Here is a 13,090-nt window from a genome sequence, read left to right as displayed (position 1 = left end):
CCGCCGACGACGCCACCAAGCCCAAGCCATGACCAGCCACTACACCCGACAAGCCCTCACCGAGCCGTGATCACAATCCCCGGCTGGAGTACTAGCTGGTCTGATCGCGGTCTTTCCAAGCCGGTCGCAGCTCACCGCTCACCTGCCCGCGGAACGCCTCCTAGATGGCGCACGTCGCGTCCGTGCGATCGGGTTGTCTCTCAACATGCTCTGCCAGGATTACGCGGACCGTCACTGGCAAGCGCTCCTGGCAAGCGGCACCCACGCACGATGCCTGTTTTTGGATCCAGCGGGGACAGCGATCAAGGCGCGCGAGGCGGAGGAGGGATTCCTATCCGGGCAGCTCACGGCGCTGACGAAACTCAACCTGGAGACATTGCTGCGAGTCCGCGAGCGCCTACCCGTTGAACTCCGGACTCGGATGGAGTTGGCGACCTATGACGAGACTCTTCGCTTCAACGTCGTGCTCGCGGATGATCAGTGTGTGGCGCAGCCCTACCTGACCGACAGTCGCGGCGTCGACTCACCCGCCTTCGTGATCCAACGAGACGCGCACCGGACCGGGCTCTACCAGGTGTTCGAGCAGTTCTTCGAGTCGCATTGGCAGCGCGGGAAGGCGCTGTGAGCGCCTATAAGGACCTCCTTCCCGTCGCGACCGAGGCCGTCAGGCGAGCTGTTCTGGCGATGCGGCAGGGCGTTCCTGGCGCACTCACCCTCAAGGGCGACCGCGACGTCGCCTCCGACCTCGACTTCGCTATCGAGCGGGATGTTCGCGCCTTCCTGGCAGCGGAGACGCCCGACATCGGCTTTCTCGGTGAAGAGGAGGGAAACGCCGGTCGAGCCGACCTCCGGTGGGTACTCGACCCCATCGACGGCACCGCGAACTTCCTCCGTCGGTTGCCGATGTGCGCCGTCTCGCTCGCACTCGTGCATCGGAACAATCCGGTGCTCGGCGTGATCGAGCTGCCGTTCCTGGGCTCGCTCTACACCGCCGTGGAAGGCTGCGGCGCGCACGCTAACGGGCAGCGCATAGCGACTAGCGGGGTCAGCGTCTTGAGGGACGCGATCGTCGCCGTCGGCGATTACGCGGTCGGACCCGACGCCGATACCAAGAACGCGATGAGACTCGCCCTGGCCGCCCAGCTCGCTGCACGGGCCCAGCGCGTACGAATGACGGGTAGCGCCGCGCTCGACCTGGCCTGGCTCGCCGAGGGACGACTGGACGCTGCGATAACTCTTTCGAACCACCTGTGGGACATGGCAGCCGGCGTCATCATCGCGCGGGAGGCGGGGGCTCTCGTGGTGGATCGGTACGGCGCCGCGCACGACAGTGCATCTCAGGAGACACTGGCGGCGTCTCCGCTGCTCATGCCGGCGATACTCGACCTGTATTGGGGTGCGGCAGGCTTATGAGCGATTCCTCTCTTCGTACTGAAGGATCTGCGGCCATGCCATCTGACGCCTGGAACCAGGATCGCTGTCGATGATCCGACAGACGCAGGGACAAAGCTTCTGACGCCTACCGCACCGGCTTCCGCCCGGCGTTCATCGCGGCTAGCTTGCCTTCGTGGGGGATCTTGAGCAGGGCATCTACGAACACCTGATCACGGAGAAGCTGGCGACGCAGCTCAGGCATGTCGATAGCGCCCTCGTCCGGGATGCGAAGCTGGATGCCGCCGACGCGCACGACGTCCTGGCCCGGCACATCGCGGGCCTCGCGCGGCGGGCGCTCCTCGGCGTCGGCGGCGGAGGGAACAAGCTGGCCCGGCAGGTTGACCTGGCAAACCGCATCGCCGCGCACATCGCTCAGGCCGAGCCCCGCGCCGTCACCGCCGACGACCAGGTGGCAGACGCCCAACGTCTGTTGCACGCCATCGCCTCACCGCCCACCCCACCGGCCGCACCGGTCTTCCCGATCCGCCCCTCGACGCCGCTTTCCACCGGCGCGCTCCTGGTCAACGGCCGGCACCAGCCGCGCATCGGCCACGAGGTCAGCCACGAGATGGCGTCGGCGGACGAGGTGGACCTGCTCTGCGCCTTCATCAAGTGGCACGGGCTGCGCATCATCGAGCCCGCGATCACCGAGCTGGTCGGCAGAGGCGGTCGGGTACGGGTCATCACGACGACGTACATGGGCGCCACCGATCAGCGGGCGCTCGATCGGCTCGCCGAGCTGGGTGCCGAGATCAAGGTGTCCTACGAGACGCGGACCACCCGCCTGCACGCCAAGGCATGGCTGTTCCGGCGGAACAACGGCACCACCACCGCGTACGTCGGCTCGTCGAACCTCTCCAAGACCGCGCTCGTCGACGGCGTGGAGTGGAACGTGCGCATCTCGAACCTGGAGCAGCCGCACATCATCGACACGTTCGAGGCGACGTTCGCCGACTACTGGAACGACTCGGCGTTCGAGACCTACGACCCGGCAGCCGATGGCGAGCGCCTACGTGTCGCGTTGCGCGGGGAACGCGCCGACGACGCACCGACTGAGATCGCGAACCTGGACGTGCGGCCGTTCCCGTACCAGCAGGAAGTTCTTGACGACCTCGACGCCGAACGCCTGGTGCACGGCCGCTGGCGCAACCTGGTGGTGATGGCGACCGGCACCGGCAAGACGGTGGTGGCGGCGCTCGACTATCGCCGGCTCCGGCGAGCCGGCCGCGTCGACTCGCTGCTCTTCGTCGCACATCAGGAGCAGATCCTGCGGCAGAGCCGGTCGGTGTTCCGCCAGGTCATGGGTGACGGCACGTTTGGCGAGACGCTTGTGGGCGGCGATCGGCCGCAGGGGTGGAAGCACGTCTTCGCGTCGATCCAGTCGTTGCGCCAGCGGGAGATCGACCCCGAGGCGTTCGACATGGTGATCGTCGACGAGTTCCACCACGCCGAGGCGGCCACCTACACGGCGCTGCTGGAACGGCTTCGGCCGCGCGTACTCCTGGGTCTGACCGCGACGCCCGAGCGGAGCGACGGCCGTGACGTGCGCCGGTGGTTCGACGGCCGCGCGTCGGTGGAGTTGCACCTGTGGGAGGCCCTCGAACGGCAGTTGCTGGCGCCGTTTCAGTATTTCGGCCTGCACGACGACGTGGACCTGACGCGGGTGCGGTGGAAGCGCGGACAGGGGTACGACAAGGGCGAGCTCGACGGCGTCTACACCGGCAATCACGCACGGGCGCGGCTCATCCTGCACGCGGTCCGGCGGATCGCTGACGTCGGGCGGATGCGCGCGCTCGGCTTCTGCGTCAGCATCGGGCACGCGGAGTTCATGGCCGACTGGTTCACCCGGCACGGTGTACCGGCGGCGGCAGTGACATCGCAGGTCAACCGGCCGGAGCAGCACACGCTGATCGACCGCTTCCGCAAGCGCGAGGTGAAGGTGCTCTTCACTGTCGACCTGTTCAACGAGGGCGTCGACCTGCCGATGGTCGACACCATCCTCATGTTGCGCCCCACCGAGAGCGCCACGATCTTCCTCCAGCAGCTCGGACGGGGTCTGCGGCTGGACGACGACAAGCCGTGCCTGACGGTGCTCGACTTCATCGGCGGTCAGCACGCGAACTTCCGGTTCGACATGCGCTGGCGGGCGCTCGCCGGGGTCAGCCGGCGGGCGGTCGAAGCGGCCGTCCGGGAGGACTTCCCCTCGCTACCCAGCGGCTGCCACATCGAGCTGGACCGGGTGGCGAAGGAGATCGTCCTCGCCAACCTCAAGTCGGCGCTCCCGACGTCGAAGAACGCGCTTGTGGCCGAGCTGCGGCAGCTCGGTGACGTCAGTCTGTCCGACTTCCTGCGCGAGACCGGCCTGGAAATCGAGGACGTCTACCGATCGGCGAGCATCGGCGGCTGGGCCGGGCTGCGGCGCCTCGCCGGTCTCGACCCGGACGAAGGCGGCCCGGACGACCGTGACCTGAGCCGGGCCATCGGCCGGATGCTCCACACCGATGATGTCGACAGGTTGGATCTGATCGCTCAGGTCGCCGCCGGACAGCGCCCCACCGCCGGGCGGCTGCTCGACATGCTGCACTTCAGCCTGTGGGGGGCGTCGGTGCCGCTGGCCGAACGCGACGCCCGGCTCAGGAGGCTGTGGGCGGAACCGGCGCGCTGTGCCGAGCTGCCGCAGGTAGTCGACGTGCTCCGTGACCGCATCCATCGGGTCACCGAGCCACCTGCCCCGGGCCGGGTGCCGCTGCGGGTACACGCCCGCTACAGCCGCAACGAGGCGTGCGCAGCATTCGGCATGACCAACCCCGGCTCGCTGCGCGAGGGCGTGAAGTGGCTGCCCGACGAGCGCGCGGATCTGTTCTTCGTCACGCTCGTGAAGTCCGAGGAGCACTACTCCCCCACCACCATGTACGCCGACCGCGCTATCACGGACAAGCTGTTCCAGTGGGAGTCGCAGAGCACCACCTCATCAGGCTCGGCCACCGGCCAGCGGTACGTCAACCACGTCGCGCAGGGCTCGACGGTGCACCTGTTCGTCCGCGAGACCAAGATCGCCGATCGCGACCTGGGCGCACCGCCGTACCTGTACGCGGGTCCGATGACATACCGGGAGCACAGCGGCGACCGGCCCATGCGGATCCTCTGGGAGCTGCGGCATCCGCTGCCCGCCGACATGTACGCCGCCGCCCGGGCGATCGCTGCCTGACCTGGGATCTCGCCCGCTCGCCGAGTCAGGCGAGCGGGCGAGAAGCGTCGGCCTGCTCACGACGTCGGGCCGGCGCTGGCAGCACTCGGGACAACAGCACCGCCACCCCACCCGCGACCACCCCGACCATCGTCCCGGTGACCAGGCTCGACATCACCGCCGCACCCCGCAACAACGCCTCCCGCGCCCCCGGCTCCAGCCCGGCCAGCCCTGGCGCATCCATCCCCAGCGACGAGTCCCAGAACACCTGGTGACCGGCCGCCAGGAACACCCCGTACAGCGCCCCGATCACCACGATCGTCAGGAACGGGCGCGGTGGCCGCCGCCACAGCACGGCGGCCACCCAGCACAGCGGCGGCCCGACCGCCAGCAGCGCAGCCACGACCGTGCCCTCCGGCACGACGTCCAGGTCGTGCAGCGCCACGCGCGGGGCGGCCAACGCGGCGAGCGCAACCAACGCCGGCCAGGAGAACCCGAGGGTACGGCGACCCGCGCTCATCGCGTCACCTCCGCCGACCCGGAGCCGGATGCCGAAGCCGGCGCCGAAGCGGGCACCGAAGCCGACGCGGGAGCCGGAACGGACGCGGTCGAGCGCACGAACTTCAGCAGCGCGACGAACGCGAGTACGGCCGTCACCGCGCCCCCGGCGAAGCGCACCCAGTGACCGGCGACGAATTCGGCCGCGACCTGGCGCAGGTACTCCGGCGAGTGCGTTCCCACCGGGTCCACGAACATGATCTCGTTGCGCGGCCAGAAGAAGACAGCGGAGAACACGAACTCGCAGACGACGAACACGGCCGTGGCGCCGGCGACCCACCAGCGCAGCCGGCGGTCGCGCCAGGTGAGCAGCATCGCGGCGACGCTGCTGAGGATCACCGACGCGCCGAGCGGCGGGAAGTAGTCGTGCGGGCCGCCGTGGACGAGGAACTCGCGGGCCCGGTCGAGCGAGGCGGGCGCGTCGCTGAAGATGTTCGGGTAGAGCATGACGGTCTCGGCGGCGACCCCGCCGAACGACATCATTGCCGCCCACACCATGACAATAAGGGCGAGCCAGGTCAGTCTTGTGCGTACCACGAGGGTTCTCCTCACGTTTCGGGGACGCCATCGACGCTAGGTCGGCCGTCCCCGGCCGTCGTCCGCGTGGCCGCGCGACCGGATGTCGCTTCTCGGCGTACGCCTCGGGGTCGTCCCTGACGCCTGCGGACGACAGCGGTGAGGGTCCGCGCGGACCTAGGCTCGAAGGCGTGCCCGACACCTCGCCCACCCGCGCCGATGTGCTGCTCGCGGCGGCCACGCTCGGCCTGGTCGCGGTGGCCGTGGCGGCCGACCGGCCCTCGCCCGGCGGCGCGGTGCTCGCCGTCGTGGTCGGCGCGGTGCTCGGCGGGCTGGTGCTGTGCGCCAGGCGGTGGCCGCTGCCGGCGTTGGTCGCCACGGCGGTCGTGATCCTCGGGTACTACGCGCTGGACCTGCCGCCCGTCGGAGTGGCCGCCCCGGCCGCCGCCGTCCTCTACCGGGTGTCCGAGCGCGGGCGTGTCGTCCCGGCCGCCGTGGTGGCCGGGAGCCTGCTGGCCGTGTCCGTGGTCGCCCGGCTGGCCGAGGGCGACGACATCGCGGTGGTCGTCGGTACGGAACTCGGCTCCGAGGCGGCGTTGCTGCTCGCCGTCATCGCCCTCGGTGACGCGGTACGCAACCGCAGGTCGCTGCGGGCGGCGCTGGTCCGGCAGGCGGTCGCGGCCGACGAGGAGCGCCACCGGGAGGCGGCCCGTCAGGTCGAGGCGGAACGGCTGCGCATCGCCCGGGAGGTGCACGACACGCTCGGGCACACCATGTCGGTGATCACGTTGCAGTCCGCCGTCGCCCGGGAGGCGCTCGCCGACAGCGACCCGGCGCAGGCGGAGAGCGCGCTGGCCGCCATCCGGTCGGTGAGCGGCAGCGCGATGGCGGAGCTGCGGGCGACGCTCGGCACGCTGCGCCGGGAACCCGGTCCACGGGAACCGGCCCCCGGCTTCGACCGGCTCCCGGCGCTCGTGGACGGCGTACGCCGGGGTGGGCTGACTGTCGACCTGCGGATCGAAGGTCCGGTGGACACGCTGCCGGCAGTCGTGGGCAGCACCGTCTACCGGGTCGTGCAGGAGGCGTTGACGAACGTCCTGCGCCACGCCGATGCCACCCGGGTCACCGTCACGGTCCGCGCCACGCCCGGCCGGCTCGCGCTGGAGGTGGTGGACGACGGCCGCGGCGGCCCGCCCGCCGGGCGCAGGGACGGGACGGGCCAGGGCCTGCGCGGCATGGCCGAGCGGATAGCCCTGCTCGGCGGCACCGTAGAAACCGGCACCATCCAAACCGGCAGCACCGGAGCAACCGCCGCAACCGGCACGGGCGGCACCGCCGGCTTCCGGGTGTCGGTCCACCTGCCACTGACGGGAGTCGCCGCGTGAACCCGATCCGCGTCGTGCTCGTCGACGACCAGCACCTCGTACGTACCGGCCTGCGCGCGCTGCTCGACCGGGCGCCGGACATCGAGGTGGTGGGCGAGGCCGGCGACGGCGGCAGCGGCCTCTCGGTGGTACGGGAGCAGCGGCCCGACATCGTGCTGATGGACGTACGGATGCCCGGCGGGGACGGACTGGAGGCGACCCGGCGGATCCTGACCGACTCGATGCTGGACGGCGTGCAGGTCGTCATGCTCACCACGTTCGACGACGACGAGTACCTGTTCGAGGCGATCCGCGCCGGGGCAGCGGGTTTCCTGCTCAAGGACACCCCGCCCGACGCGCTGCGGGACGCGGTCCGGACCGTCGCCGGTGGCGACGCGCTGCTCTCCCCCGCCGTCACCCGGCGGGTGCTCGCCGCGGCGGCCCGTTCACCGGTGGCCGACCCGGGGCGGCTGGCCGGACTGACCGCACGGGAACGGGACGTGCTGGCGCAGGTGGGCGCCGGACGGTCCAACGCGGAGATCGGGCAGGCGTTGTTCCTGAGCCCCGACACCGCCCGCACCTACGTGAGCCGGCTGCTCCAGAAGCTGAACGCCCGCGACCGGGCGCAGCTCGTCGTGATCGCGTACGAGAGCGGGCTGGTCCGCCCCGGCGAGGGCTGAGCCGCGCCGGGGCGGGTCACAGTCAGGTCGACGCCGCGTCCGCAGGTGCCGGTGCCGCGTGCCGGCCGCCGCCGTTGCGCCGTTCGTCGCCGTGCCCCGGCCACCACGCCTTGTGGCCGATCAGCCCGGTCAGCGCCGGCACGAAGAACATCGACATGACGAACGCGGACAGCACGATCCCGATCGCCACCGCGAAGCCCATCTGCTGGAGGAACGAGATCGGCGCGAGCATCAGCACCCCGAACGTGCCGGCCAGGATCAGCCCGGCCGCGGCGACTGTCGGCCCGGCGTGTTCCACCCCGATCGCGGCGGCCTGGTGCGGTTCGTGGCCCTCGCGCGCCTCCTCGCGTAGTCGGGCGATCATCAGGATGTTGTAGTCGGTGCCGATCGCCACCACGAACAGGTAGAGGATGATCGGCAGCTGGAACGTCACGCCCGGGTTGCCCTGGAGCCCCTGGAACACGTAGACGGTGGCGCCGAGCGTGGCGGCGAAGTTGAGTAGCACGGCGATCACCAGGTAGACCGGCGCGACGAGGCTGCGCAGGAGCAGCGCCAGGATGATCGCGATCAGGAGTGCGGCCACCGGCAGGATCACCGACAGGTCCCTGTTGTTCGCCGAGTTGATGTCCGCGAAGATCGCCGTGGTGCCGCCGACGAGTGCCCTGGTGCCCGGCGGAGCCGCCTCGTGCAGGGACTTCCGCAGGTCGTCGCGTACGAGCGTGATCGCCTCGTTGGACATCGGGTTCTCGTTCAGCAGCAGGTTGATCCGGACGACGCTCGGGTCGGTGGCGCTGCGCTCCGGCGGCTGCGCCTGCCCGACGCCGGGTGCGCGCGCCGACGCGGCGGCGAAGTCGTTCACCTGCTGCTCGGTGAGCGGGGTGCCGTTGCCGGTGGTCAGGTAGACCTCGGTGGGCGCGAGCGCCCCGGCGGCGAACCCGCGCTGGAGGTCCTGGGCGGCCCGCGCCGACTCGGTGTCCTGCGGGAAGCCGGCGCCGAAGTCGTAGTCGGCCTTGTAGCCGAGCACACCGGCGGCGAGCGCGACGAGCAGCGCGCCCGAAGCGGCGGCCACCACGGCCGGGCGGCGGCCGACGACGGCGCCGAGCCGCCGGGACAGGGTCGCCTTGGGCGGGCGCTGCCACGCCTTCGACGGCCAGAACACCCACCGGCCGAGCAGCGACACGAGCGCCGGGATCAGGGTCAGCGAGGTGACGAGCATGACGCCGACGGCGATGGCGAGCGCCGGGCCGAGCGACCCGAAGAAGCCGAGTGAGGCGAGCAGCAGCACCAGGAACGCCACGATGACCGCACCGGCGGCGGAGGTGATGACCTCGCCGACCCGCTGCACCGAGACGATCATGGCGGTGCGCTTGTCGTCTCCGGCGCGCAGGCGCTCGCGGTAGCGGAACAGCAGGAACAGGATGTAGTCGGTGCCGATGCCGAACAGCACGATCAGCAGGATGGTCTGGAGGTCCTGGCTGACGTTGAGGTCGAACGCCTTGCCGGCGGCGGCGACCAGCCCGGTGGTGACGGACATGACGACGCTGATGACCACGACCGGCAGCAGCGCGGCGATCGGGCTGCGGAAGATGATCAGGATCAGCCCGATGATGAGGACGATGGTGGCGACGCCGACGACGGCGAACGCGTCGTTGAACGTGTCCTCGTTGTCGACGAAGCTCGCCACGTCGCCCGCCACCCCGGCGGTCAGGCCGCTGCCGGCCAGGTCCGGCCCGAGGGCGGCGCGCAGGTCGCGTACCGCGTCGAGCAGGCCCGGGTCGTCGGGGCTGTCGGCGTCGAGACCGACGGTGACCACCTGCACGGACTTGTCCGGCGCGACGGCCTGCGGGCCGGTGAGGTAGCCGGAGGTCTGCGGGATGTTCCGGGCCTTGAGCGCGGCGGCCAGCTGCCCCACGCGCGCCTCGCCGGCCGCGGTCAGCGGTTTGCCGTCGCTGCGTTTGACGACGACCGTTGCGGTGGCGGTGGCGGCCTGCGGGAACGACTTCGCGCCCAGCTCGGTGGCCTGCACCGACTCGTAGGTGCGCGGCAGGAAGCTTTCCTGGTCCGCGGAGGTGATGTCGCTCAGCGAAGGACTGGCGGCGATGATCGCGATCGCGGCGACGACCCAGCCGCCGATCACCCACCAGGCCTTGCCCACGACGAATCTGCCCAGGCGCTCGAACATCGTTTCCCCCGTGTGTTCGGCTGTGTCGCACGCGATCCTACGCTGCGTGAGCAATCCCTTTCGGACGGCTCGCGGACTTCCGTCGATGATCCGGGTGGTCGAGGATCGACGGATGAGCGCGACGCTGCCCGGTCCCGGAGTGCTGACGGCCTGGTTGGCGGCGACGGTGCCGGCTCCGCTGGTCTTCTTCGAGTGGACCCACAGATGGGAGGAGGACCAGCCGGTCTCGACCGCGCTGTGGTGGCCCGTGCTCGCGTCACCGGTGCTCGCCGCCGTGCTGGCGGCCCGGCAGCCCCGGCGGCCCGGGGTGGCCCTGGGCGTGTCCACGCTGGTCGCGACGGCGCTTCTCGCGTTGTCACTGGCGTTCTTCCGGTGGGTCGTGCCGCTGACCGGCGAGGCCCGCTGGGGGCGGGCTCTGCTCGGCGGCGCGGCGCTCGCGGTGGCCGGAGCGCTGATCGGGTACGCCGCCGGCGGGCGCCTGCCCCACCGGGCCCGCCCGGCGTCGCGGCGCGGCTATCTGATCGGCGGGCTCGCCGTGGTGTTCGGCGCGCTGCTGGCCCAGTCCGCGGTAGGGCTCGGCGCCGAGGACAGCACGATCGGGCAACCCCCGCATGAGTACGGCGGCGTCGGCCCCTACTCGACGTCGGCGGGCCGGTTCACGGCACCGGCCGCCGGGGCGTACGCGATCTTCGCGGTGGGCTTCTCCCCGGCGGACCCGGACTGCCGCGTCACCGGCGGCGGCGCGGAGGTCCGGACGGCCGAGCCGGTCTCCGTCCCGCCGGGCGACTACGGCAGCGACGCCGCCACCTATTCCTGGGTGGCGACCGTGCGGGTGCCGATGCCGGGTACGTGGACGCTCGACTGCCGCACGACCGACCCGGAGGCGTCCTACGTGGTCGGTGACGTGCCGGAGATCCGGGGCGCGGTCGGCGAGGTGATCCACTGGCCGGTGGGCGTGATCTGGCTGCTCGGCGCGGTTCCCGGCCTGCTGATCGTCGCGGACACCGCCAGGCGACGGCGAGCCGGTCCGATGGTCGCGGTGTCCGGCAGGATGACCGCGTGAACGACGACGAATGGTACGAGCGGCACGGACTGCGTCCGGCAGACGTCGAGCCGGTGCGGTCGATGCTGCGCGAGCAGATCCGTCTCGGTGCCGATAACGACAGCGCCCTCATCCACCTGGGCTGCGAGCAGTTGTTCCTGCACGGTGACCTGGCCGACGTACTGCTGATCTGGCAGGCCAAGCACTCCAGCTTCGACGCCGCGTGCTCCGTGGAATGGCAGTTGCTGTGCGGGGCGGGGCGGGAGCAGACGCTCGCTCACCTGCGGACGCTCGGCACGGCGGAGGCGGCCGAGGTTCTCGCCTACCTGTCGGCTGTCGATCCCGAGGACGTAGCAGCGTTCGACGTGGCCGAGCAGTCTCGCTGGTACGTCGAATACCACGGCGGATTGTCGTAGGGGTCTCGTAGCCTGGCGCGGTCATCGACGATCGCAGGGAGGCGACGTGCTCGACCACTTCTCCGTAGCGGTACGCGACCTGAAGGCCAGCGGCGCCTTCTACGACGCGGTCCTCGCCCCGCTGGGCGGGCGGCGGCTGATGGAGCCCGGCCCGATCGGCTACGGCGTCGACGCGCCCGACTTCTGGGTGGAGCCCGCGCCGTCCGGCGCCACGCCGGTGCCGGTGCACATCGCGTTCACCGCCGCCGACCGCGCGACGGTGCGCGCGTTCCACGACGCGGCGGTGGCGGCCGGGGCGGAGGTGCTGCACGCGCCGAAGGAGTGGCCGGAATACCACGCCGCCTACTACGGCGCGTTCGTCCGCGACCCGGACGGCAACAACGTCGAGGCGGTCTGCCACCGCCCGGAGTGACTCCCGGCGCGTCCGGGAGGCAGGATGGACCGGTGGAGATCGAGCCGGTCGAGCACGCTCCCGTACGCGCCATCCGCCGGGCCTGGCTGGCGCAGCGCTGGCACGATCTCGCCTTCCTGCACTGGGCGGTCCCGCCGGAACGGGTGGCGCCGCTGCTGCCCGCCGGCACCCGGCCGGACACGCTCGACGGGCTCACCTACGTGGGGCTGATCGGGTTCCGGATGGTCGGGCTGGGTCTCGGCCGTGGCCCGGGCGTGCCGTACCTCGGCACATTCTGGGAGACGAACGTCCGGCTCTACTCGGTCGAGGGTTCGGGGCGGCGCGCTGTCGTGTTCCGCTCGCTCGACGCGTCCCGCCTGGTGCCGGTGCTGGTGGCCCAGGTGAGCCTGCGTCTGCCGTACAAGTGGTCGGCGATGCGGCTGGACCGGTCCGGTGACACGCTCACCTACCGCTGCCGCCGCCGCTGGCCCGGTCCGGCCGGCGCGACCAGCCGGATGGCGGTACGCGTCGGCGCGCCCATCCCCGAGCCGACGCCGCTGGAACACTTCCTGACCGCCCGCTGGGGCCTGCACACCCGGGCGTACGGCCGCACCCGCCACCTGCCGAACTGGCATCCACAGTGGCCGCTGCACCGCGCCGAACTGCTGCACCTCGACGACGAGCTGGTCACCGCCGCGGGCCTGCCCGCACCGGACGGGCCGCCGGTGAGCGTGCTCTACTCCTCCGGCGTACCTGTCGTCTTCGGCGGCCCCACGTCGGTCGGGTGACCGCCACGTTGATCGACGCCAGGTCGCCGCAGTGGCGGCATCCGGCACACCGGAACACCGCCACTTCCCCGAGGTGGCGCCGGCACGTCCGCGCGGCGCGGAGGCGAGCGGGGTCAGTGCAGCGGGTCGTGGGTGCCGTGCGGGACGTCGGGACGGCATCGGCGTACCCGGTCCGCGGCCATCCGGCCACCCACCGCCAGCCCGTACCGCTCCACCGCGGCGAGCCCGTACGCGCTGCACGTCGGCGTGTAGCGGCAGGTCGCCGGCCAGCGGTGCGACAGCCAGCGCCGGTAACCGAGGATGGCGGCCCGGCCGGCTCGGTCCACGGCGGGCCGCCGGACGACGCCCGCGGTCACCGAGCCGAGGGTGAGCAGCATCGAGAAGAGGCCCAGGTCGCAGCAGCCCGGCCCGTCGCAGGTGGGCACGTCGCAGTTGCACCAGTCCCGGCTCTTCTTTTTCTTGTGGTGCCGCTTCCGGAAGATCACCACGCCATGATGCGACACGCCCGCCAGTGTCGATGAGGCGACCGGAC

The 13,090-nt window shown here is 71.4% G+C and carries 13 protein-coding genes; 9 read left to right on the top strand and 4 right to left on the bottom strand.

Annotation, left to right across the window (positions count from 1 at the left end; all coding sequences use genetic code 11):
* The first annotated feature begins 193 nt into the window (after nt 1–193).
* The 3 genes from FB454_RS29240 (at nt 194) to FB454_RS29230 (ending at nt 4,642) form a co-directional block, all read left to right on the top strand.
* A complete protein-coding gene (locus tag FB454_RS29240; protein WP_486485476.1) occupies nt 194–625 on the top strand; it encodes a DUF5919 domain-containing protein in 432 nt (143 codons plus the stop codon).
* Nucleotides 622–1,413, top strand: a complete 792-nt coding sequence (locus tag FB454_RS29235) for an inositol monophosphatase family protein (RefSeq protein ID WP_030272984.1) — start codon at nt 622–624, stop codon at nt 1,411–1,413. Before FB454_RS29240 ends, FB454_RS29235 begins: the two co-directional genes overlap by 4 nt.
* 154 nt (nt 1,414–1,567) lie before the next feature.
* Nucleotides 1,568–4,642 carry a DEAD/DEAH box helicase gene (locus FB454_RS29230; protein WP_145755058.1) on the top strand — a complete coding sequence of 1,025 codons (3,075 nt, stop codon included), beginning with the start codon at nt 1,568–1,570 and terminating at the stop codon, nt 4,640–4,642.
* A 25-nt stretch (nt 4,643–4,667) separates the two neighbouring features.
* Here FB454_RS29230 and FB454_RS29225 read toward each other — a convergent pair whose 3' ends face one another.
* Together FB454_RS29225 and FB454_RS29220 are read right to left on the bottom strand one after the other, a co-directional pair.
* A complete protein-coding gene (locus FB454_RS29225; protein WP_145755059.1) occupies nt 4,668–5,141 on the bottom strand; it encodes a hypothetical protein in 474 nt (157 codons plus the stop codon).
* The gene (locus FB454_RS29220) at nt 5,138–5,716 is read right to left on the bottom strand and encodes an anthrone oxygenase family protein (RefSeq protein ID WP_145755060.1); all 579 of its coding nucleotides are present in this window, start codon (nt 5,714–5,716) and stop codon (nt 5,138–5,140) included. The genes FB454_RS29225 and FB454_RS29220 overlap by 4 nt, the downstream gene beginning before the upstream one ends.
* A gap of 170 nt (nt 5,717–5,886) precedes the next feature.
* Between FB454_RS29220 and FB454_RS29215 the strand changes: the two genes are divergently transcribed.
* Both FB454_RS29215 and FB454_RS29210 read left to right on the top strand, forming a co-directional pair.
* On the top strand, nt 5,887–7,080 hold the full coding sequence (locus FB454_RS29215; protein ID WP_145755061.1) for a sensor histidine kinase: 1,194 nt from the start codon (nt 5,887–5,889) through the stop codon (nt 7,078–7,080).
* Nucleotides 7,077–7,739 carry a response regulator transcription factor gene (locus FB454_RS29210; protein ID WP_145755062.1) on the top strand — a complete coding sequence of 221 codons (663 nt, stop codon included), beginning with the start codon at nt 7,077–7,079 and terminating at the stop codon, nt 7,737–7,739. The genes FB454_RS29215 and FB454_RS29210 overlap by 4 nt, the downstream gene beginning before the upstream one ends.
* A gap of 22 nt (nt 7,740–7,761) precedes the next feature.
* Here FB454_RS29210 and FB454_RS29205 read toward each other — a convergent pair whose 3' ends face one another.
* Nucleotides 7,762–9,921 carry an MMPL family transporter gene (locus FB454_RS29205; RefSeq protein ID WP_145823892.1) on the bottom strand — a complete coding sequence of 720 codons (2,160 nt, stop codon included), beginning with the start codon at nt 9,919–9,921 and terminating at the stop codon, nt 7,762–7,764.
* Between the two features lie 112 nt (nt 9,922–10,033).
* On the opposite strand from FB454_RS29205, the gene FB454_RS29200 reads away from it, so the two are divergent.
* From FB454_RS29200 to FB454_RS29185, 4 genes are read left to right on the top strand one after another with little or no spacing between them, the layout of a single operon-like run.
* On the top strand, nt 10,034–10,984 hold the full coding sequence (locus FB454_RS29200) for a hypothetical protein (RefSeq protein WP_145755064.1): 951 nt from the start codon (nt 10,034–10,036) through the stop codon (nt 10,982–10,984).
* Nucleotides 10,981–11,379 (top strand): hypothetical protein, encoded by a 399-nt coding sequence (locus FB454_RS29195; protein ID WP_030272997.1) that lies wholly within the window; start codon nt 10,981–10,983, stop codon nt 11,377–11,379. The genes FB454_RS29200 and FB454_RS29195 overlap by 4 nt, the downstream gene beginning before the upstream one ends.
* Nucleotides 11,380–11,425: 46 nt before the next feature.
* The gene (locus FB454_RS29190) at nt 11,426–11,791 is read left to right on the top strand and encodes a VOC family protein (protein ID WP_145755065.1); all 366 of its coding nucleotides are present in this window, start codon (nt 11,426–11,428) and stop codon (nt 11,789–11,791) included.
* A 32-nt stretch (nt 11,792–11,823) separates the two neighbouring features.
* Nucleotides 11,824–12,558, top strand: coding sequence for a YqjF family protein (locus FB454_RS29185; RefSeq protein ID WP_145755066.1), 735 nt, complete (start codon nt 11,824–11,826; stop codon nt 12,556–12,558).
* 113 nt (nt 12,559–12,671) lie between these two features.
* On the opposite strand, the gene yidD is transcribed toward FB454_RS29185, so the two are convergent.
* Nucleotides 12,672–13,043 carry a membrane protein insertion efficiency factor YidD gene (gene yidD / locus FB454_RS29180; protein WP_225319755.1) on the bottom strand — a complete coding sequence of 124 codons (372 nt, stop codon included), beginning with the start codon at nt 13,041–13,043 and terminating at the stop codon, nt 12,672–12,674.
* Nucleotides 13,044–13,090 lie beyond the last annotated feature (47 nt).

Source organism: Micromonospora sp. CNZ297, from assembly GCF_007827625.1.
The sequence above is the reverse complement of the archived record's forward strand: the minus strand, read 5'-3'. Positions and strand labels throughout refer to the sequence as shown.